This is a genomic window from Pseudoxanthomonas sp. P4_B2, from assembly GCF_056402315.1.
The window spans coordinates 13,271-34,561 of sequence record NZ_JBFUHQ010000008.1; the positions used below are offsets into that span (position 1 = coordinate 13,271).

The 21,291-nt window shown below is 64.0% G+C and carries 20 protein-coding genes and 1 pseudogene; 10 read left to right on the top strand and 11 right to left on the bottom strand.

Features of this window, described 5'->3' with window-relative positions:
- Positions 1–55 precede the first annotated feature (55 nt).
- From AC1DTQ_RS16990 to AC1DTQ_RS17005, 4 genes are all read left to right on the top strand, one after another.
- Positions 56–970: an ABC transporter ATP-binding protein gene (locus tag AC1DTQ_RS16990; protein ID WP_477851096.1), complete on the top strand. Its 915-nt coding sequence runs from the start codon at positions 56–58 to the stop codon at positions 968–970.
- An 11-nt stretch (positions 971–981) separates the two neighbouring features.
- Positions 982–1,764 (top strand): ABC transporter permease, encoded by a 783-nt coding sequence (locus AC1DTQ_RS16995; protein ID WP_477851236.1) that lies wholly within the window; start codon positions 982–984, stop codon positions 1,762–1,764.
- A 91-nt stretch (positions 1,765–1,855) separates the two neighbouring features.
- A complete protein-coding gene (locus tag AC1DTQ_RS17000; protein WP_477851238.1) occupies positions 1,856–2,941 on the top strand; it encodes a sensor histidine kinase in 1,086 nt (361 codons plus the stop codon).
- A gap of 81 nt (positions 2,942–3,022) precedes the next feature.
- Positions 3,023–3,625, top strand: coding sequence for a response regulator transcription factor (locus AC1DTQ_RS17005; RefSeq protein ID WP_477851097.1), 603 nt, complete (start codon positions 3,023–3,025; stop codon positions 3,623–3,625).
- A 172-nt stretch (positions 3,626–3,797) separates the two neighbouring features.
- Here the strand turns inward: AC1DTQ_RS17005 and AC1DTQ_RS17010 are convergent, their stop codons facing one another.
- Together AC1DTQ_RS17010 and AC1DTQ_RS17015 are read right to left on the bottom strand one after the other, a co-directional pair.
- Positions 3,798–4,325 (bottom strand): REP-associated tyrosine transposase, encoded by a 528-nt coding sequence (locus tag AC1DTQ_RS17010; protein ID WP_477851099.1) that lies wholly within the window; start codon positions 4,323–4,325, stop codon positions 3,798–3,800.
- A gap of 255 nt (positions 4,326–4,580) precedes the next feature.
- On the bottom strand, positions 4,581–4,769 hold the full coding sequence (locus AC1DTQ_RS17015; protein WP_477851100.1) for a hypothetical protein: 189 nt from the start codon (positions 4,767–4,769) through the stop codon (positions 4,581–4,583).
- 211 nt (positions 4,770–4,980) lie between these two features.
- Between AC1DTQ_RS17015 and AC1DTQ_RS17020 the strand changes: the two genes are divergently transcribed.
- Positions 4,981–7,311: an alpha-amylase family glycosyl hydrolase gene (locus tag AC1DTQ_RS17020; protein ID WP_477851101.1), complete on the top strand. Its 2,331-nt coding sequence runs from the start codon at positions 4,981–4,983 to the stop codon at positions 7,309–7,311.
- Between the two features lie 276 nt (positions 7,312–7,587).
- On the opposite strand, the pseudogene AC1DTQ_RS17025 reads toward AC1DTQ_RS17020, so the two are convergent.
- Positions 7,588–7,830 (bottom strand): annotated as a pseudogene (locus tag AC1DTQ_RS17025) (leucyl aminopeptidase family protein); the annotation flags it as partial.
- Positions 7,831–7,868: 38 nt separating this feature from the next.
- Between AC1DTQ_RS17025 and AC1DTQ_RS17030 the strand changes: the two are divergent.
- Entirely contained in the window at positions 7,869–9,134 is a 1,266-nt protein-coding gene (locus AC1DTQ_RS17030; protein ID WP_477851102.1) for a glycosyltransferase family 39 protein, read from the top strand.
- A gap of 150 nt (positions 9,135–9,284) precedes the next feature.
- On the opposite strand, the gene AC1DTQ_RS17035 is transcribed toward AC1DTQ_RS17030, so the two are convergent.
- From AC1DTQ_RS17035 to AC1DTQ_RS17070, 8 genes are all read right to left on the bottom strand, one after another.
- Positions 9,285–9,620: a PLDc N-terminal domain-containing protein gene (locus AC1DTQ_RS17035; protein ID WP_477851103.1), complete on the bottom strand. Its 336-nt coding sequence runs from the start codon at positions 9,618–9,620 to the stop codon at positions 9,285–9,287.
- The gene (locus AC1DTQ_RS17040) at positions 9,620–10,990 is read right to left on the bottom strand and encodes a leucyl aminopeptidase family protein (RefSeq protein WP_477851104.1); all 1,371 of its coding nucleotides are present in this window, start codon (positions 10,988–10,990) and stop codon (positions 9,620–9,622) included. The genes AC1DTQ_RS17035 and AC1DTQ_RS17040 overlap by 1 nt, the downstream gene beginning before the upstream one ends.
- Positions 10,987–11,709 (bottom strand): HAD family hydrolase, encoded by a 723-nt coding sequence (locus AC1DTQ_RS17045; RefSeq protein ID WP_477851106.1) that lies wholly within the window; start codon positions 11,707–11,709, stop codon positions 10,987–10,989. Before AC1DTQ_RS17045 ends, AC1DTQ_RS17040 begins: the two co-directional genes overlap by 4 nt.
- A gap of 124 nt (positions 11,710–11,833) precedes the next feature.
- Complete coding sequence (locus AC1DTQ_RS17050) at positions 11,834–12,937, bottom strand: AI-2E family transporter (RefSeq protein ID WP_477851107.1); 1,104 nt, start codon at positions 12,935–12,937, stop codon at positions 11,834–11,836.
- 297 nt (positions 12,938–13,234) lie between these two features.
- Complete coding sequence (locus tag AC1DTQ_RS17055; RefSeq protein ID WP_477851109.1) at positions 13,235–13,732, bottom strand: protein sip-5; 498 nt, start codon at positions 13,730–13,732, stop codon at positions 13,235–13,237.
- Entirely contained in the window at positions 13,729–14,259 is a 531-nt protein-coding gene (locus AC1DTQ_RS17060) for a phage holin family protein (protein ID WP_477851110.1), read from the bottom strand. Before AC1DTQ_RS17060 ends, AC1DTQ_RS17055 begins: the two co-directional genes overlap by 4 nt.
- Before the next feature lie 9 nt (positions 14,260–14,268).
- Positions 14,269–14,640: a hypothetical protein gene (locus tag AC1DTQ_RS17065; RefSeq protein WP_310091825.1), complete on the bottom strand. Its 372-nt coding sequence runs from the start codon at positions 14,638–14,640 to the stop codon at positions 14,269–14,271.
- Positions 14,641–14,790: 150 nt separating this feature from the next.
- Entirely contained in the window at positions 14,791–16,257 is a 1,467-nt protein-coding gene (locus AC1DTQ_RS17070) for a Do family serine endopeptidase (protein WP_477851111.1), read from the bottom strand.
- A gap of 587 nt (positions 16,258–16,844) precedes the next feature.
- On the opposite strand from AC1DTQ_RS17070, the gene AC1DTQ_RS17075 reads away from it, so the two are divergent.
- The 4 genes from AC1DTQ_RS17075 to AC1DTQ_RS17090 all read left to right on the top strand — a co-directional run bounded on the left by AC1DTQ_RS17075 (position 16,845) and on the right by AC1DTQ_RS17090 (position 21,200).
- Positions 16,845–19,001 carry an adenosylcobalamin-dependent ribonucleoside-diphosphate reductase gene (locus AC1DTQ_RS17075; RefSeq protein ID WP_477851112.1) on the top strand — a complete coding sequence of 719 codons (2,157 nt, stop codon included), beginning with the start codon at positions 16,845–16,847 and terminating at the stop codon, positions 18,999–19,001.
- 182 nt (positions 19,002–19,183) lie between these two features.
- Positions 19,184–19,696, top strand: coding sequence for a hypothetical protein (locus tag AC1DTQ_RS17080; protein ID WP_477851113.1), 513 nt, complete (start codon positions 19,184–19,186; stop codon positions 19,694–19,696).
- A 121-nt stretch (positions 19,697–19,817) separates the two neighbouring features.
- On the top strand, positions 19,818–20,666 hold the full coding sequence (locus AC1DTQ_RS17085; protein ID WP_477851114.1) for a TSCPD domain-containing protein: 849 nt from the start codon (positions 19,818–19,820) through the stop codon (positions 20,664–20,666).
- 75 nt (positions 20,667–20,741) lie between these two features.
- On the top strand, positions 20,742–21,200 hold the full coding sequence (locus AC1DTQ_RS17090; protein WP_477851115.1) for an SHOCT domain-containing protein: 459 nt from the start codon (positions 20,742–20,744) through the stop codon (positions 21,198–21,200).
- The last annotated feature ends 91 nt before the right edge of the window (positions 21,201–21,291 follow it).

A 21,291-nucleotide genomic window follows, 5' to 3' on the forward strand; every position in this document is an offset into this window, starting at 1 on the left:
GCAACGCCGGCGGTATGCGGCGGAGGATGGCGTTACTTTCATTTGAGACGTCGCCATGTCTGCTTCCATAGTTTCCGCTCCTGTAGTCCTGGCCCGGCTGCGTTCTGCGCGCAAATCTTATGGCAAGGTCGTCGCACTGGACGAGATGAACCTGCAGTTGCGCAGTGGCCAAGTGCTCGCACTGCTGGGCGCCAATGGCGCGGGCAAGAGCACGGCGGTGTCGGTGATGCTGGGGCTATGCGACGCCGAACAGGGCGACGCCAGCCTGCTCGGCCAGCCCCCACAGGCGATGGATGCGCGCCGCCGCACTGGCGTGATGCTGCAGTCCACCCAATTGCCCGACACGCTGAAGGTCGGCGAGTTGCTGGCGATGACGCGCGGCTACTATCCGCAACCGCTCAGCGTGGCCGACTGCGTGGCGATGGCCGGGCTGGACGGCCTGCTGGAACGACGTTACGGCAAGCTGTCGGGCGGACAGCAGCGTCGCGTGCAGTTCGCGATGGCGATCTGCGGGCGTCCGCAGGTGCTGTTCCTGGACGAACCCACCACCGGCCTGGACATCGAGGCTCGCCAGCAGATGTGGGCGGCCATCCGCGAACGCGCCGCCGCCGGCTGCGCGGTGCTGTTGACCACGCATTACCTGGAGGAAGCCGAGGCGCTGGCCGACCACGTGGTGGTGATGCAGGCCGGTCGCACCCTGGCCGAGGGCAGCGTCGAGCAGATCCGCGAACGCGTGCTGCAACGGCGCATCCGCTGCCAATCGCGGATGGACGAACAAGGCATCGCCGCCTGGCCGGGCGTGCGCCGCGTACAGCGCGAGGGCGGCCTGCTGGAAATCCAGGCCGAACCGGTGGAACCGGTGGTCGCACGCTTGCTGGCCGAGGATCCGCACCTATCCGCACTCGAAGTGCACCGCGCCGGCTTGGCCGACGCCTTCCTTGAAATCACCCGCGCCGCGGAGGCCGCATGAACATACCCGCTATGAGCACACTCGCTACGAGCGCGCTCGCTCCAGTCCCTCTCTCTCCTCGTGCGATGGCCGCGCTATACCTGCGCGAAGCCCGCTTCGAATTCCTGCGCGTGCTTCGTGCGCCCGCCTTCAGCGTGCCCACGCTGGTGTTCGCACCGATGTTCTATCTGCTGTTCGGCGTGCTGCTCAATCGCGGCAACGCAGGCGCCGCCAGTTATCTGATGGTGACTTACAGCGTGTTCGGTGTGATGGGCCCAGGCCTGTTCGGTTTCGGCGTGGGCCTGGCGATGGATCGCGAGCGCGGCCTGTTGACCCTCAAGCGGGTGCAGCCGGTGCCGGCCTCGGCATTGCTGCTGGCCAAGGTCGGCATGGCGATGATCTTCGCTGTGTGCATCGGCGCGATGCTGCTGACCCTGGGCATCGTTCTGGGCGGCGTGGACCTGGACATATCGCAGGTCGCACGGCTGCTGTGCGTGGACGTGCTGGGGGTGATGCCGTTCTGCGCACTCGGCTTGTTGATCGGTACGCTGGTCAACGGCAGCGCGGCAGCGGCGGTAGTGAATCTGATCTACATGCCGATGGCGCTGCTGTCCGGCCTGTGGCTGCCGCTGCGCATGCTGCCGGAGATGGTGGAAAGGATCGCACCGCTGTGGCCGGCCTGGCACCTGAGCCAGTTGGGGCTGAAGATCGTCGGCCAGGACAGCGGCCGCCCGGTGTGGATGCACGTGACGGTGATGCTGGGCTTCACGGCGATATGCTTGTTCCTGGCGCAACGACGCCTGCAACGCTCCTGAGGCTGCCGTGACCATCGCTTTGTTCGCCTCATTGTTCCGTACCGCTCCGGATTCGCTGGCCCGCCAGCAGCAGGCCAGCGCCGATGTCGGCATGCGCTGGTTTCCCTGGATCAATCTGGTCTGGTCGGTCTGGCTGTTTATCACTCCGTTCTATGCCGCCGACCTCTACCGCGGCTGGCTGTGGCCCACGCTGGCCAGCTATGCGGTATTCCTTTTCCTGTTCCAGCGCTTCCACTACGACCACCCGCGCCACCGGCTGGCGATCGCGCTGGCGATCGGCGCGTTGGGCTTCGCGCTGCTGCCTTACAACCCCGGTTCGCAGAGCTACATCATCTATGCCTGCGCCTTCTTTCCGTTTTGCATGAGCGCGCGCAAGGCGTTGCTGACCATCGCCGCCTTGCTCGCCGCCTACGCAGCGGCGTGGGGTGCCGTGGACATCCCCATGATCTACATGAGCAGCGCGGTGATCGCTGGCGTGGTGGTCGGCGTGTTCAACATCGGCATGCTGCAGAAGCTGCGCGGCGAGGCGCAGCTGCGCCTGAGCCACGAGGAAGTCAGGCGCCTGGCCGCGCTGGCCGAGCGCGAACGCATCGGCCGCGACCTGCACGACCTGCTCGGTCACACGCTGTCGCTGGTGGCGCTGAAATCCAATCTCGCCTCGCGCCTGATCGGCCATGATCCGGCAGCCGCGCGCAAGGAAATGGACGACGTCAGCGGCGTGGCCCGCGACGCGCTGGCGCAGGTGCGGCGCGCGGTCAGCGGCATCCGCGCCGCCGGGTTGGCGGCGGAATTGGCCTCGGCGCGATTGCTGCTGGAATCGGACGGGGTGCGTTTCAGTTACGAAATGAGCGAGGTGGCGCTGACGGCCGAACAGGAAACCGTGCTGGCCCTGGCGGTGCGCGAAGCGGTGACCAACATCCAACGCCACGCACGCGCCGAAGGCGCCAGCGTGTCCCTGCGCAGCGCGGACCGGCAGGTCAGCCTGCGCATCGAGGACGATGGGCGCGGCGGCGCCATCGTGCCCGGCAACGGCTTGTGCGGCATGCGCGAACGCATCGAATCGCTGGGCGGCCGGCTGCGCGTGGATGCCATTCCGGGCCAGGGCACGCGCGTGGAGGTGACCCTGCCGCTGCCGGCAGCCGTCGCGGTCCAGGCCGTGGACGTTCCCGGCGAATAAACAAGCGGCGGCGAATGCGAAACGCCGGTCGGGCGTCCGGATTTGCTATTTTCGCCGCATGCGCACTTCAATCTCCCTCAAGTGATCGGCATCCTATTGGCTGAAGACCAGGCCATGGTGCGCGGCGCGCTGTCGGCGTTGCTGGGCATGGAAAGCGATTTCGAAGTGCTGGGCGCTTCGCCCGATGGCGAAGCGGCGTGGCGCGATCTGCAGCGGCTCAAGCCCGATGTGCTGGTGACCGATATCGAAATGCCCGGACTCAGCGGACTGGAACTGGCGCAGCGTATCCAGCGCCATCAGCTGCCAGTGAAGGTCATCATCGTCACCACCTTCGCGCGGCCCGGATTCCTGCGCCGCGCGCTGGACGCGGGCGTGCTGGGCTATCTGCTGAAGGAATCGCCGGCCGACCATCTGGCGCAGGCGGTGCGCAAGGTACATGCGGGCGGGCGCGCGATCGATCCGGACCTGGCGATGGAAGCATGGTCCGAAGCCGATCCCTTGAACGACCGCGAACGGCAGGTGCTGCGCCTGGCCGGTGAAGGCATCTCTGCGGGCGACATCGCCCTACAACTCAATCTGTCGCACGGCACGGTGCGCAATTATCTTTCCGAGGCTATCGGCAAGTTGGGCGTGGGCAATCGCATCGAGGCTTATCGCCTGGCGAGGCAGAAAGGCTGGTTGTAGCAGTGAAAGTTGTTGTAGCCTGGGTAGAGCGCAGCGAAACCCGGGGGCTTTTGATCCGGCATACAGGTGCCCCTAGCGATTAGTCCGCTTCCGCAGGCATCTCTGGACCATTGATTGTTCCCACTTCGGCGCCCCGGGTTTCGCTGCGCTCTACCCAGGCTACGTCAAGATGTCACTCCCCATTCGACTTCTTTTTTGCTTCGCTGCCGCCGGTCCAATCCGCGGGCAACAGTCCGCGCGAGACGAATGAGTGGAAAGAAGAATGCGGCCAGTCCGCCACGCGCTCGACGTAGCCGTGCTTTACCGGATTGAAGTGGAGGTAATCGATGCGACGAGCCAGGCTTTGATGATCACGGATCGTGTGTTCCCAGAATCGCCTGGCCCATAAGTCGCGCTCCCCATTGCCGCGATCACCGAAGTCGATGCCCTGCTTGCGAAGACGAACGGTGAAATCAGCTTTGATCATTCGCCACCGCATGGAATAGCGATCATCGCCCTCAGGCAGCCGAAGAACTGCATGCAAGTGATCCGGTAGGACCACCATGGCGCAGAGAGTGAAAGGATGTTTCGCTCGAACCGCGCGTACTGCCGCACGTAAGTGGTCGATATGATCCACGAGCGTAGTAGCAGATCGATCAGCCAAGGTTACGGTAAAGAAATACGTCCCGCCCGGAACGAGATTGCGACGATAGTGAACCATGCCGACAGCATGACGGCACGTCACGGCCAGCTCTATCGGGTCATGACCTCAACTTGCGTCAGACAAAACCTTCCAAGCTCACCGTAGCCTGGGTAGAGCGCAGCGAAACCCAGGGCGCCGAAGTGGGAAACCATCGTTTCAGATGATGCCTGCCGAAATAGGCGATCACGCGGGGCGTCCTACGCCAGATCAAAAGCCCCTGGGTTGACCAGCTTCGCTGTTGAAAGCCGCTGCGCTCTACCCAGGCTACGGTGCTCAGCCCACAGACGCCCGCAACGCAACCGCCAAAGCCTCGTCGCCGGAAACCAGATCATTCCATTTCAGCTCGATCCCTTTTCGTTTTCCCTTCTCGGTGAGCTTCAACCCGGAGGCATCCACTACCAAGGTGTAGGAACGGTCGCCGATTTCCAGCGCTCTGCGCAGGGGTTTGTCTAACGGGGTCATGACGGACTCCTTCAAGTGAGGTCCGCATGCTACCGCTGCCCGCTCGAAGCTCCGGTGAAAGCCGGGCATGCCGCGTAGGCGGCCGAAACAGCGCAATGAATACGAATGCATCACCCTCAACGGTCACGTTGTGCAGTTGCACCACGGCCCACAATGCGTGGGCGCGCTGGCGAACCGTCGCGCGTTATCGGCTACCTGGGAGGGTGCTGCGATGCGTAACGCAATGCGTCTGTTCGGCGGTGTGGGTGCGTGCCTGTTGTTTTCGTTCGTGCTGTCGCTTGCACCGGCTCCGGCCGCGCAGGCGGCGATCAATGCACAGAACCTCGGTGCGAAATACGACGGCACCCAGAGCAACATCACCTTTCGCGTTTATTCCTCACGCGCTACGCGGATAGAAGTCTTTCTCTACAAGACCCCGTCCGGCGCGCAGGAAGTGGTGCGCTACGTGCTGACCAAGGACGCCGCCACCAACGTCTGGTCGAAGACCGCTTCGGTGGCCACGCTCCAAAATACTTACGGCATCACCGGCACGGTCTATTACGGCTATCGCGCCTGGGGTCCGAACTGGCCGTACAACGCCAGCTGGACCAAGGGCAGCAGCACCGGCTTCGTCACCGACATCGACGCCAATGGCAACCGCTTCAACCCGAACAAGCTGTTGATCGATCCGTACGCGGTCGAGATCAGCCAGGACCCGAACACCCCCACCTGCACCGACGGCACGATCTACGCCAGCGGCGCCACCCATCGCAACAAGGACAGCGGCGCGTGCGCCAGCAAGGGCATCGTGCTGGCGCCCATCACCACCTCCAACGGCACCAAACCCACGCGCGCGCTGAAGGACGAGGTGGTCTACGAAGTGCATGTGCGCGGATTGACCAAGGATGACACTGCGATGTCGGCCTCGTTGCGCGGCACCTATGCTGGCGCCGCGCTCAAGGCTTCGACGCTGGCCAGTCTCGGCGTCACCGCGGTCGAGTTCCTGCCGGTGCAGGAAACCCAGAACGACACCAACGACGTCGATCCCACCTCCACGACTGGAGACAATTACTGGGGCTACATGACGCTCAACTACTTCGCGCCGGACCGCCGCTATTCGTCGGACAAGACGGCCGGCGGCCCCACCCGCGAATGGAAGGCGATGGTGAAGGCCTTCCACGACGCCGGCATCAAGGTCTACATCGACGTGGTCTACAACCACACCGGCGAAGGCGGGGCCTGGGGCGGCAGCGATGGCCTGACCGTGTACAACCTGCAGTCCTGGCGCGGCCTGGACAATCCGACCTACTACTCGCTGACCAACGATCTGCAGTATTCGTGGGACAACACCGGCGTCGGCGGCAACTACAACACGCGCAATACCATCGCGCAGAACCTGATCGTCGATTCGCTCGCCTACTGGCGGGACACTCTGGGCGTCGACGGCTTCCGCTTCGATCTGGCCTCGGTGCTGGGCAACACCTGCCAGCACGGCTGCTTCAACTTCGACAAGATGGATGCGGGCAATGCGCTCAATCGCATCGTGACCGAGCTGCCGCCGCGGCCGGCCGCGGGCGGCACGGGCTTGGATCTGATCGCCGAACCTTGGGCGATCGGCGGCAACTCCTATCAGGTCGGCGGTTTCCCGACCGGCTGGGCCGAATGGAACGGCATCTATCGCGATTCGCTGCGCAAGAAGCAGAACCAGATGGGCGTGGAAGCGGTGACGCCGGCGGAACTGGCCAACCGTTTCGCCGGTTCGTCGGACCTGTACGGCGACGACGGCCGCAAGCCCTGGCATTCGGTCAACTTCATGGTCGCCCACGACGGCTTCACCTTGAACGATCTGTATGCCTACAACAGCAAGCAGAACAATCAGCCCTGGCCGTACGGTCCGTCCGATGGCGGCGACGACAACAACCACAGCTGGGACCAGGGCGGCGTGGTGCTCGACCAGCGCAAGGCCGCGCGCACTGGGCTGGCGTTCCTAATGCTGAGCGCGGGCGTGCCGATGATCACCGGCGGCGACGAGGCGCTGCGCACGCAATTCGGCAACAACAACGTCTACAACCTGGATTCGTCGGCCAACTGGCTGTTCTGGACCCGCAATACGGTCGAAGCCAACCACGAGACCTACAGCAAGCGCCTGATCGCCTTCCGCAAGGCGCACCCGGCGCTGCGTCCGGCGAACTTCTATTCGGGCGTGGACAACAACGGTAACGTGATGGAGCAGCTGCGCTGGTTCAAGCCCGACGGCGCGCAGGCCGATACGGCCTACTTCACCAATGCCAACAACCACGCCATCGCCTGGCGCATCGACGGCAGCGAGTTCGGCGATTCGGCCAGCGCGATCTACGTGGCCTACAACGGCTGGTCGGGCAACGTGAACTTCACATTGCCGTGGCCCGGCGCAGGCAAGCAGTGGTACCGCGTCACCGATACCGCCACCTGGAACGAAGGCCCGGATACGGTGGTCGTGCCGGGTTCCGAGGCGTTGATTGGTGGGGAGTACACGGTTTATGGGTTGCAGGGGCGGTCGGTGTTGTTGTTGATTGCCAAGTAGAAGTAAGCGAGCGAGCGGCCGCCACCACAACCTCAAGGATCGTCATCCCGGCGAAAGCCGGGATCCAAGCCGGCGCGCGCGTGAAGTTGGGTCCCGGCTTTCGTCGGGATGACGATTCGGTTATCCACGTGGCTGCGTCTGCTCTGACTTTTAGCGCCAGGGTCGGCGCATAAAGTGGATAAGTTGGATCCGGGCCGGTCTCGTACGGCGTGCACGGCGCTTCATCCGGCGCTTTGCGCGGTCGCGCTGGCGCGAAGGCGAGGGCTCCGCGAAGCCTTACCGCGAATACCGCCCCTTCAACATCTCAAACGCCGCCCGCAACGCCATCGCCTCTCCCCCTGTCGGACGCCCCGCACGATCGCTGTCGTTCCACGAATACACATCCAGATGCGCCCACTTCTGCTGCGCGGGCACGAAACGTTCCAGATATAGCGCAGCGGTGACCGCGCCGGCCATGCGCGAACCTGCATTGGCCAGGTCGGCGATGCCGCTGTTGAGATAACGAAGATAAGGACGCCACGGGGCGCTGGTGATACGCTTCGCCTAAGGGGAAAGCGATGACCAACCGCACATTCAATCTGCTGGCCGCAGGCGTTGTTCTGCTGGCTCTCGCCATTCGCATCTATTACGTGCTGACCGTTCAGGTGGTGAATCCACTGGGAGGCGATGCCTTCGAGTACGTGAACTACGCCAAACATTTGCTGTTGGGCTATTTCGGCTCGGGTGAGGTTTCGGACGCCTACCGGTCTCCGGGATATCCTTTCACGATTGCCGTCGCAATGATGCTCGGCGGGGACGCATGGCCGCGCTATTTGCTGATCGGGCAGGCTTTCATGGGAGCAGCCACTGTCGGCCTGACAACGGCCCTCGCGCGGCAGTGGATGCCTATAGGGGCGGCGCTGGTTGCGGGGCTGCTGCTGACCTTCTGGCCACACCACATCGCCTTCACGGCAGAAGTGCTGGGAGAGGTCGAGCTGGGCCTGTGTTTGACTGGCGCGTTGCTCCTGACTGTCATTGCCGTTGAGCGCAAGTCTTCCGGCTGGGGAATTGCAGCGGGCGCCGCATGGGCTGCCGCGTATCTGGTAAACCCGATTGTTGCCCTATTGCCCGTCGCCATTGCGGTGATTCACTGGCGCCCGACCACGCGGCAAGCCGTCTTGGTCGTCCTCTTGCCGCTGGTGATCGTGGGTGGTCTGTGGTCTATGCGTGGCGTGTCCGGTGGATCGGATCGCGTCTGGATCAATCTAGTGCAAGGTTCGTATCCGCTCTATCACCGCGCCTACGTTTCGCGCAATGCGCATCCAGAGCCAGCGCAGGTCATGGCCGAGATCGACGCCGAGTCGGCACTGATGCAGCGCGACAAAGTGGCAGGCGGCCAAGCCATGGTAGCGCGCCTGTCTTCGGATGTTGGCGGCACCGCCAAATGGTATGCCAGCAAGGCGTATCTGCTTTGGGACTGGGACGTGCGGATAAGCGACGCCTTCGGGCCCTATGTCCACGTCGCGAATAACTCACCACTGGAGAAATACCCATTGGCGATCGCGATGTCGATCACCCGCACGCTGAATCCTGTGATCTTCTGGCTGGCTCTACTGTTCGCGGTGTATGCATTCGCAAGGGGTCTGCCTGCGGCCGGAATACTTGCGCTTTCCTTCCTCTACTTTACCGCCGTGCATATGGTGTTGCAGGCTGAACCGCGTTACTCGGTCCCCTACCGATCAATAGAATTGCTGCTGTTCGTCGGCGCGGTCGCGGCGATGATCGAACGCGTTATATCGCTTCAAAGAGGTCGTTCTTCTCGGTATACGAAAGCGGCGGCGTGAAAATCGCCAGCTTATCCCTCGCTCCCATCAACGGGGAATACGTGGTGCTGCCGCCGTAAATCCCCGCGCCCCTCAGAAGTCCCTCATAAACTTGGACGAAACCGTGGGCGGCGCTGATCTCTCGCACGTTGTTGACCCAATTTCTCGCTCTTATGGTCGGGGCTCCGCGTGATCATCATTTCGCGGGACCGCTTCGTCCGCCGACGCTTCCGCCTTTTGGCGCGCGGTTTCTTCCAAGGCGGCCTGGATGGCGATCATCGTGTCTGTATACGCGCCTCTCGGGCCGTTATTTCTCAGTAGCGGCGGCTGCGGAGGTACTTCTTCGTTTAGGAAGAGGTAGAGCAGTGGCCCTACGACGGGCACCAGCAAGACGACGCAGTAAACCGACTTCTCAAATGCGCTTCGCTTGCTCGACAACAACTTGTAGATGAAGAAAGCGCTAAGTGCACCGGGCAGGACAATCACCGCGACGGCGAAGGGGTTCATCACCTGACGTAGCGTGTTTTCAACATCTCAAACGCAGCCCGCAACGCCATCGCCTCACCACCCGCTGGGCGCCCCACGCGATCGCTATCGTTCCACGCGTACACATCCAGATGCGCCCACTTCTGCTGCGCGGGCACGAAGCGTTCCAGGTACAGCGCAGCGGTGACCGCGCCGGCCATGCGCGAACCTGCGTTGGCCATGTCGGCGATGCCGCTGCTGAGATAACGAAGATAAGGGCGCCACAACGGCATGCGCCACAGCGGATCGCGCGTGCGTTCGCCCGCCGCGATCCAGTCGTTGGCCAACGCATCGTCGTTGGCGAACAACGCCGGCAAATCCGGCCCCAACGCAATGCGCGCTGCGCCCGTCAGCGTGGCGAAATCCAGCACGATGTCCGGCTCCTGCTCGCCCGCATAGGTCAGCGCATCGCACAGGATCACCCGGCCTTCGGCATCGGTGTTGTCGATCTCCACGCTCAAACCCTGGCGCGTGGCGATCACTTCGCCCGGACGGAACGCATCCGGGCCGATCGCGTTTTCCACCGCCGGCACCAGCAGGGTCAACCGCACTGGCAACTTGCGCGACATGATCAGCTCGGCCAACGCCAGCGCATGCGCCGCGCCGCCCATATCCTTCTTCATGTTGCGCATGCCGTCGGCCGGCTTGATGTCCAGCCCGCCGGTATCGAAACACACGCCCTTGCCCACCAGCGCCACGTGCGGCAGACCGCTGTCGCCCCAACGCAGCGCGATCAGGCGCGGCGCGCGATGCGAAGCGCGGCCGACCGCATGGATGGCCGGAAAATTCCGCGCCAGCAGTTCGTCGCCGGCGATGACCTCAAGTTGTGCGCCATGCGTAGCGGCCAGTTCGCGTGCGACTTCCTCGAGCTGCTCCGGGCCCATGTGCTCGGTGGGCGTATTGACCAGATCGCGCACGCGCACGCAGGCGGCCAGCAGATCCAGCGCTTCGGCATCGGCATCCTGCAGCAGCAGGCGCGCCGGCGGGCGTGCGGGTTTCTTGTAGCGGTCGAAACGGTAACTGCCCAAACCCCAGCCCAGTTGCAGTGCCGCGCGCGCGCCGTCGTCCAGCGACGAGGCAAGCTGCCAGTCGCCCGGTGGCAACCCGTGCGGCGCGTGCGCGTAGGAGTAGGGATCGAGCGGATCGCCGATGCCGATCGCCGCCGCCGCGATACCGTGTTCGCCCGGCAACAGCACCAGCGCACCGGGCGCGGCGGAGAAATGCTGCGCGTCCACCCAGGCCTGCAAGGCGGGCGACAACGCGTTGCGCCAGTCGCTGAACTTATCGCGCTCCAGCACGTGCAGCGGCAGCGCGGAAGAAGAGGTGTCGATGAATCCGTTCGGCAGGCTCATGCGGCGGCGTGCTCCGTGTTGTGGAGGTGCGTTGCGTCCAGCCAGTCGGCCAGTGCGGTGAGGTCGGTGAATTCCAGATCGGGACGCAGCGTGGGATGGGTCCACGCCTGCGCCTCGCGGTTGATCCAGCAGCTGCGCAAGCCGGCCTGCGCGGCGCCGATCACGTCCATCTCGATATGGTCGCCCACATGCAGCACTTCGCCGCGCGGCACGCCCAGGCGTTGGCAGGCAGCGTGGAAGATGCTGGCTTCGGGTTTGGCCGCGCCGTGTTCGCGGGCGCCTAGTTGGAACGAGAAATGCCGCGAAAGGCCGATGCGTTCCAGATCGGCGTTGCCGTTGGTCACCGCCGCCATCGGCACGCGCGCGGCGATGCGCTCCAGCGCGGCCAGGCTATCGGGATAGCATTCCACCTGGTTGCGCGCGGCGTAGAAGATCTCGTAGGCCGGTTCCAACAGCGCGGCGTCGGCGCCGCTTTCCTGCAGCGCGCGGCGCAGGGTGATCCGGCGCAATTCGCTGAGGTCGTGGATCAGCTGCGGGTGTTCGGCGAAGACCTGCTCGCGCAGCGCGCGCATGGCGTCGATCGGAAAGCGCGCGGCGGTCTGCGGGCTGTGCTCCAGCATCCACGCGTGCAGCACCTGCTCGATCCGCGCGCCGATCGGCGCGAAGGGCCACAGGGTGTCGTCTAGATCCAGGGTGATGGCGCGGACGGGGAAATTCACCCCCGTATTCTAACGAGGCGGGGCGTGAGGGACACGCTGCGGGGGAACGGGCGTGTGCCTCCCCCTTTGCCAAAGGGGGCAAAGCAAGGGCCAAAGCAGCAAAGCAGAGACGATCAGGGAGCGCTCACTCCAACAGCCGCGCCCAGCCCTCCATGCCTTCCACCTGCGCCAGTACCAGCTTGATGCAGACCAGCAGCGGCACCGCCAGCAGCAGGCCGACGATGCCCCACAGCCAGCCGAACAGCATCAGCGCCAGGATCAGCACCAGCGGCGACAGCGCCATGCGCCGGCCCAACACGATGGGGGTGATGATCTGGCCTTCCAGCGTATGCAGTCCCAGATAGACCAGCACCGGCATCGCCGACAGCCACTGCTCGTTGTAAGTCACGAAACCCACCAGCAGCATCACGCCCATGCCGATCAGCGGGCCCACGTACGGCGCGAAGTTCAACAGCGCCACCATCGTGCCCCACAGCAAGGCCTCCTGCAGCGGAATGTCCAGCGCATACAGGATCGCCGCATACACCAGCCCCACCACCGCATTGATCAGGCTGATGGTCAGCACGTAGCGCGATACTTCGCGCTCGATGGAATGCATCAGGTCCACGCTGAACTTCTGTTTCTGCCGCCCCGGCAGCAGCGCGATCGCATGCCGCTGCAGGTTTTCGCCGTAGACCAGGAAGAAGAAGGTCAGCAGCACCACCGCCAGCACCGAGGCCAGCAGCCGCGGCGTGGCGTTGAGCACCTTGTACGGATCGTCCACCTGGGTGCGCACCACCTGCACTTTCTTGGCGCTCTCGCCGCCGGCGGCGCGGGCGATGTTTTCCGCGGCCCGATTGGCGTCCAGCATCGGCTTGGTCAACTGGCGCAGCTTGGGGGTCATTTCGCGCAGTTCCTGCGGCACGTCGCGGAACCAGTCGCTGGCCGGCACCACCAGCTGGTTGGCCAACGCCGCGGCCCCGGCGATGCCGCCCACCACCACGATCAGCGCGGCCACGAACCGCGGTATCCACAGGCGTTTCAACAGACGGATGATGGGGTTGGCCACCAGTGCGAAGAACATGCCCAACAGAATCGGCAGCAGCACGTCCTGCGCGGCCCACAGGGTGTAGCCGACCGCCAGCGTGGCCAGTACCAGCAGCGCGTTGGAAGCGCGCGGGCGGCGTGGGGCTGGCGAGGGTTCCGGTCGCGGATCGGTCGACAGCGGATCGCTGGGGGAAGTACTCAAGTCGGCGGCTCGCGTGGGTTAGGGAAGGGGTGGAAGTTGTGTATCCGGAAATCTGGTGCGGGTTGCCGACGTATCCCCTCTCCCCTTTGTGGGAGAGGGTGGCCGAAGGCCGGGAGAGGGGTCGGCTTTTGATCTACCGGCCAGCACCTTGATACCTCGAGGCGGAAACAAAAGCACGCTCGCTACGCTCACGCTCCCCTCTCCTGCCCTTCGGGCATCCTCTCCCACAAGGGGAGAGGAGAAAGCGAAGAGCTCGCGGCGGGACGCCGCTCCCACGTGCCGCTGCCAGTCGGGTCCTCAGCGCTCGGATACTTCCGTAGCCGCTTCGGCCGGACGCGGTTGGGTGGAATGGACCTGGTCGCGGGTCTGGCTCATGCGCGCGGCAGGCGCAGCGTTTTCCGCTTGCTTCGCCGGTCCGCTCGCCTGGTCAGTCGCGACTTCTTCTGCCGTATCCGCCGCTTCCTCCGCCTGCTCGGCCGCGAAGGTCGCCTGCGCCGAAGCGAACAACCCCGACAACGCGCTCACCATCTGCAGCATGCGCGCACCGGTCAGCGCGCGCAGCGGTTCGGCGCGGCCGACCAGGAAGCCGCTGACCAGGCCGACAGTGATGATCCGCACCGGCGTCCAGCCCTTGCGCCAGGTGTCGCTGAGCTGGCGATAGCGATCGACCAGCCGCTGTTCGCGCATTTCCAACACGTCTTCGGCGCGCTCCACTTTGCGCACCAGATGCTCGAAGCTGACCCGGGGCCGGGAATCCTTTTTCGTAGCGGCGGGCTTTATGGCGGCGGGCTTCATGGCGGCGTGATCCTATTTCCGTCGGCGTTCCTTTCCGGCGTAGTCCGCTGGTTCACCGTGTCGCGCGCCGATTCGGACGAACCCGGATCGGGCGCGACGTCGGCCAGTTCGCCGATGCCCAGCCGCGCCAGTTGCCGCCGCGTGGCTTGCATGCGGGTGTGGTCGAAGTAGTAATCCGCGCGCCACGCCGCCCACAAGGTGACCGCGCCGCTCAGCAAGGCGCAGATCAACAACGAAACGGCCCAGGGCAGACCCAGCTGGCGGCTCAGGAAAACGATCAGCGTCGCCATCAGCAGCAACCAGCACGAAGCGCCGAACACGATGGCCACGCCGGTCAGGGCCATGGCCCTGCCGAACGCGCTGCGCGCCAGCGACACATCGGCGGCCAGCAAGGCGCGGAACGCCTTGGCCGCGCCACCGGCTTCCTGCAATCCCTCGCGCGCGGCCTTGCCGACGTCGCGGATGGCCTCGCCTAGATCGGCCTCCGCTTTGCCGGAATTCGGGTCGTCCTCGCGCGTCTCGTTCACGCGCCGGGCTTACTTGTCGCCACCGCCGCTACGGGCCAGCTTGGCGATGATCCAGCCGGCGGCGAAGGCCACACCGAACGACGCCAGCGGACGTTCGCGGATCAGGTCGGCGGCGCTGTCGATCAGGTCGCGGCCCTTGTCCATCAGGTGGTCCACCTGTTCCATCGCGGCGGCGCCGCCATGTTCGGCCGCGGCCAGGCCCGACAACGCGCCATCGGCCAGTTCGGCCTTCACGTTGGCCTTGCCCAGCTTCAGCTCGTCGCCAGCGGAACCGGCCGCGCCTTTCAGCGCTTCGCCGGCGGCGGCGGCGGCGGACTTGAGATGCGCGCCGGCTTCGCCGAGGTTGCTTTTCAATGCATCGGTCGCGGTGGGGTTGTTCATCGTCATCTCCTATGAAGAGGAAGGCAGAGTGCGCCTACCGGGGACGCCATCTATAACAGGTCGCCATTAACAGCCTGTCAGTAGCAGGGTCTGCCAGTAGCAAGGTCTTCTATCAGTAGCAGGTCCGCGCGTCTCTGCGATACGGAGCGGTCACTGCAGCAGCAGATTGCCGACGGCATTGCCGCGCTGGATGGACAGCACCAGTTGCGGCGGCTTGGGCGAGAAGCTGGCCTGGAAGCCGGCCAGGTCGGTGATTTCTTCCGAGCTCGCGCCCCTCACCACATCTCCGGGCTGCAGGCCGCTTTGCGCCGCACGACTGCCACGCGCCACGTCCTTGACCAACACGCCGTTCAAGCCGGCCTGGCGCAGCGATTCGGGCAGCTCGGCGAATGAGGCGCCGGTCAGGCGCGGATCCAGCGTCGCGCCCGCCAGCGCGCGCGGCTGTTCCTTCAAGGTCGCGCGCAGCGTCAACGGCTTGCCGTCGCGACGAATTCCCAGCGCCAGCGGACTACCGACCGGTTGCAGACCTTCGTAGTTGTGCAACGACTCGGCGCTGTCGATGCGTTCGTTGTTGGCCGACACGATCACATCGCCGGTCTTCAATCCGGCCGCGGCCGCGCCGGAGCCGGTGTAGATCCGCGTCACCAGCGCGCCACGGGTATCGGTCAGGCCCAGGCCCTTGGCCACGTCCGGGGTCAGCGTCTGCGATTCCAGCCCCAGCGTGCCGCGGATGACCACGCCGTTGTTGGCGATCAACTGGTCCTTGATGCTGCGCGCCAGATTGCTGGGAATGGCGAAACCCAGGCCGATGTTGCCGGCCATGCTGCCCTGCGGGTTGAAGCTGGCGGTGTTGATGCCCACCAGTTGGCCCTGCAGATTGACCAGCGCACCGCCGGAATTACCGGGATTGATCGAAGCATCGGTCTGGATGAAGTTCTGGTAACCCAGTCCGCGAATGCCGCTGCGGCCCACCGCCGACACGATGCCGGAAGTCACTGTCTGCCCCAAGCCGAACGGATTGCCCACCGCCACCACGAAATCGCCCACGTTCAAGGCGCTGCTGTCGGCCAGCGGAATCTCGGTCAGGTTGCCGGTGGGGATGCGGATCAGGGCCACATCGGTATCCGGGTCCGAACCGATGAACTGCGCCTCGACGCTGCGGCCGTCGCTCAGGGTCACCGACACGCCGTCGGCGTTCTCGATCACATGATGATTGGTGATGACGTAACCATTCTTCGCATCGATGATCACGCCCGAACCCAGCGATTGCTGCACGCGTTCGCGCGGCATGTCGGGGATGCCCAGCATGCGGCGGAACACCGGGTCGTCGGCGAAGGGGCCCATCGGGCTGCGCAGCTTGACCGTCTGCCGGCTGTAGACATTGACCACCGCCGGCATCACCCGCTGCAGCATCGGCGCTAGTGACGGCGAGCCATTGCCGTCGGGCAGCGGTTGCCCGTTAACCACCGGCGGCAGCGCGCCCATGGAGGGAATGACCGCCGGCGCAGACGGCGCCGCCTCGGCGGGGGTGTCCAGCGCGATACGGAGTCCGGTGGCGGCAAAGCCGCCGAAAGCGGCGGCGGCGGTCAGGGCAAGCAGGGTGGGGAGCGGGCGCATGGGTCGGTTCGGCAAGGAGATTCGACAAGGAGATTCGATAAAGGAAGGGGGCTGGCGAGGCCGCCGGATCCGCCGCGGGGAAGCGACGGCCGGACAAGGCAGTTCGGCTATATGAATGAGTGTGCTTACCGCTGCTTAAACCCGCAATGAAGTCGAACCTGGCCGTCCCCGGACGGGCCTTAAAAGCTGAATAGGGGACCTTTGCAATTTGACCGTCAACCCGTTGACAGGCCGGCCGCCCGGGCGTAGCTTGCAGCCTTCGCTCTGCCACTAGATATAGCGGTCGTTTGCGAAACGGACCCAAGCAGTAGGGTTTTTGCTTGGAAACAGGGCGCTTCGGGGATAGCGCATGACATCGACGGCGACGCTGGTTTTACGGGACGGCACGCACAATTCGCAGCCCACTGCGGTGCTCACCACGCCGCTGTGCGCGCCGACGTCGCTGTCGCTCCGGTCCGTGACACATTTATGCAACGCACGCACTGGCCGGCCCGACCGTCCAGGCGCATAAGAAACGCAGTCCAAACAAAAATTAGACACCACAGTTTCAGACACCACAGTTTAAGAACAGGGAGAGCAACACAATCATGAGCACGGTGCGCCTCGAGGCGGTTAAGACAGAAGAAGCTGCAGGGTCCCTGGTCCCGATGCAGCCGGCCTCGCAAGACATCTGGGACAAGAAGTACCGGTTGAAGACCAAGCAAGGCGAAGCGATCGATGCCGACATCGACGGCACCTATCAGCGCGTGGCCCGGGCCCTGTCCGACGCCGAACCCACCGCCGAGAAGCGCGCCTACTGGTACGAGCGCTTCCTCTGGGCGCTGCGCCGCGGCGCCATTCCCGCCGGCCGCATCACCTCCAACGCCGGTGCGCAGGAACACAAGCCCGCCACCTCCACCATCAACTGCACCGTGTCCGGCACCATCGAGGACTCGATGGACGGCATCCTGGACAAGGTCCACGAAGCCGGCCTGACCCTGAAAGCCGGTTGCGGCATCGGTTACGAATTCAGCACCCTGCGTCCACGCGGCGCCTTCGTCGCCGGCGCTGGCGCCTACACCAGCGGTCCGATGTCCTTCATGGATATCTACGACAAGATGTGCTTCACCGTGTCCTCGGCCGGCGGTCGCCGCGGCGCGCAGATGGGCACCTTCGATGTGTCGCATCCGGACGTGAAGGACTTCATCCGCGCCAAGCGCGAGGACGGGCGCCTGCGCCAGTTCAACCTGTCGCTATTGATCACCGACGGCTTCATGGACGCGGTGGCCAACGACGCCGACTGGCCGTTGGTGTTCCCGGTCAACGCCAAGGAACAGCACGAGATCAACGTCGACGACGAGTCCGAAGTGATCTGGCGCGAGTGGCCCACCCACAAGAACTACGTCAGCCGCGACGACGGCCTGGTGGCCTGCAAGATCTACGGCCACATCCGCGCCCGCCACCTGTGGGACATGATCATGGTCTCGACGTACGACTACGCCGAGCCGGGTTTCATCCTCATCGACCGCGTCAACGAGATGAACAACAACTGGTGGTGCGAAAACATCCGCGCCACCAATCCCTGCGGCGAGCAGCCGCTGCCGCCCTACGGCGCCTGCCTGCTGGGTTCGGTCAACCTCACCACGTTCGTACGCAAGCCCTTCACCGACCAGGCGACCTTCGACTGGGAGGAATACAAAGAAGTGGTGCGCGTGTTCACTCGCATGCTGGACAACGTGGTGGACGTGAACGGCCTGCCGCTGGAACAGCAGCGCGCCGAGATCCTGCGCAAGCGCCGCCATGGCATGGGCTTCCTGGGCCTGGGTTCCACCCTGACCATGTTGCAGATGAAGTACGGCAGCCCCGAGTCCTGCGAGTTCACCGAGTCCATCGCCCGCGACATGGCCGTGGCCGGTTGGGAAATGGGCCTCGCGCTGGCCAAGGAAAAGGGCGCCGCGCCGATCATGGAAGAACTCTTCGACGTCACCGCCGCCATGCTGCGCCAGCGCCCGGAAATGACCAAGGACGGCTGGCGTATCGGCCAGCAGATCCCCGGCAAGGTGCTGCACGCCAAGTACAGCCGCTACATGCAGCGCATCGCTTCGGTGTCGCCGGAACTGGTCGACGAGCTGGCCGAGATCGGCAGCCGCTTCACCCACCACAGCTCCATCGCGCCCACCGGCACCATTTCGCTGAGCCTGGCCAACAACGCCTCCAACGGCATCGAGCCCAGTTTCGCCCATCACTACAGCCGCAACGTGATCCGCGAAGGCAAGAAGTCCAAGGAAAAGGTCGACGTGTTCTCCTACGAACTGCTGGCCTACCGCCACCTGGTCAACCCCTCGGCCATTCCCTTCGCCGAGGACGCGGCCGCCCGTCTGCCCGACTATTTCATCAGCGCCGACGACATCAATCCCAAGGAACACGTCGACGTGCAGGCCGCGGCGCAGAAGTGGGTGGACAGCTCCATCTCCAAGACCGCCAACGTCCCCACCGACTACCCGTACGAGCAGTTCAAGGACATCTACCGCTACGCCCACGAGCAAGGCCTGAAGGGGTGCACCACCTTCCGTTTCAACCCGGCCGCCTTCCAGGGCGTGCTGGTCAAGGAAGCGGACCTGGAAAACACCACCTATCGGTTCGAGCTGGAAGACGGCAACGTGGTCGAGGTCAAGGGCAACGAGCAGATCGAATACGACGGCGAAATGCACACCGCCGCCAACCTGTTCGACGCCCTAAAAGAAGGCTATTACGGCAAGTTCTAAGCTTCGCGTTTTCTCCTCTCCCCTCGTGGGAGAGGATGCCCGAAGGGCAGGAGAGGGGGAGGCGAAGCGCAGCGAGCTGCTCTTCGCACCCACCCAACCATTCACGCAATCACTCCACACCTCGCACCAACCGGTATAGAGTCGGCTCTGTACCAAACCCACGGCCCCAGGAGGGCATCTACATGAGCAACGGAAACGGTGTGGTAGCGACCCTAACGGGCGCTGCAGAAAGCGTGAAAGAAACCGCGAGCAACATCGGCAGCTCAATCGCCTCGACCGCCAGCGACGCTGTCGCCTCGGTGAAGAAGTCGGCGAAGAAAGCGCAGAAGGCCGTGAAGAAGCGCACCGCCGCCGCCAAGAAGGCGGTCGCCAAGCGCACGGACAAAGCCAGCAAGGCCGTGAAGAAGACCGTGGCCAAGGCCAAGAAGTCGTTGGCTTCCGCCAGCGCCGCCGCCAAGGCCGAAGCCGCCGCCCTGAAGAAGAAGGTCGGCAAGAAGCCCGCCAAGAAGGCCGCGAAGAAGGCGGCCAAGAAAGTCGCCAAGAAATCCGTAGCCAAGAAGGCGCCGGCCAAGAAAGCGGTGAAGAAAGCCGTCAAGAAGGCCGCGCCGAAGAAAGCCGCCAAGAAAGCCGTAAAGAAGGCGCCTGCCAAGAAGGCCGCCAAGAAAGCAGTGAAGAAAGCCGCAAAGAAAAAGTAAGCCCAAAGCAAAAAGCCCCTCTCCCCTGGGAGAGGGGTTGGGGTGAGGGCCACTACTTCAGCGCCCTAACCGAACCACCTACCAAGTCGCACCTAATAACAAGCAATCAGGAACCAGCTCCATGGCCGTCAAGATCGACAAAAAAATCAAGGGTTACTCCGTCCTCACCCCGGAAGACCGTGCGCGCGAAAGCGCTGCCGCCATCCAGGCCGAGTCGGTCACCCGCGCCAAGGCCGAGGCCGAATTCCCGGTCGCCGACATCATCCACATGCACGAGCGCATCGAGCGCCCGGAAGTGCTGATCGGCAGTACCTACAAGATCAAGTCGCCGTTGGTGGAGCACGCGATGTACGTGACGCTCAACGACATCGTGTTGAATCCGGGTACGGAGCACGAGCTGCGCCGTCCGTTCGAGATCTTCGTCAATTCGAAGTCCATGGAGCATTTCCAGTGGATCGTGGCGCTGACGCGCATCATGTCGGCGGTGTTCCGCAAGGGCGGCGATGTGACGTTCCTGGTCGACGAGATGAAGGCGGTGTTCGATCCGCGCGGTGGTTATTTCAAGGCGGGCGGGGTGTACATGCCGTCGCTGGTGGCGGAGTTGGGCGCCATTGTGGAAGACCACATGAAGTCGATCGGTCTGATCCACGATCCGGAAATGAGCGATCACCAGCGGGCGATCCTGGCCGAGAAGCGTGCCGCTTACGAAACCCGCGCAAAAAAAAACTCTAACGTAAGCAACATTCCAAACCCTTCCCCCGCTTCTGCGGGGGAAGGTGCCCGCAGGGCGGATGGGGGCGCTCTTAGCGCGAACACCGACCCCGCCTCCCACGAAGACATCTCCGTCACCGGCGACGGCACCAGCTTCCCGCCCAGCGCCACGCTCTGCCACAAGTGCAACACGAAGGCGCTGGTCATCATGGATGGGTGCGCTACGTGTTTGAACTGTGGGTATAGCAAGTGCGGATAAGCGCACCTTAGTTGCGCCATTTTCGGATTCGGATTGCTCGGGGCCGATGAGTGACAAGGGCTATTGGGGAAGGGGATGAAGAGGCTTCAGTTGGTGTTGATTGCGGGGATGTTTGCGACCGGCCCAGCTTTGGCTAAAGATCCAGAGGTCATTCAACTGTCTGCTGACACCTACATGGCCACATATCAGAATCATGCGGGCATCTTTGCCAGAGACACTACGACCAAGAAGAAAGTCATTGAAGCTGCAACAGCATTCGCCGAAAGTAAGGGTATGGCCTTGCAGCCCCTTTCGATGGACTTCAGGGATGTTGGCAATGGTCCAGGACAGTGGCCCTCGGCGGATTACACCTTCAAGCTTGTGCCAAAAGGGCAAGATAACGTCGTAGCAAAGACTGCTCATACGAGTGCCTCTTCAAACTCGGATATGTATGCAGAGCTTTTGCAGCTCGATGATCTGCACAAGCGGGGCATTCTTACGGACGCAGAATTCGAGACTCAGAAGGCAAGAATCCTAGCCGCCCGTCGCCCCTAGTCGGAGCCGGCGCAGTCCTGGCGAGTGGGGTGCACCCGTGGCGGCTTGCCCACGATCTCCCGGTTCCGGGGTGTGAAGTTTGGCCTTGCCT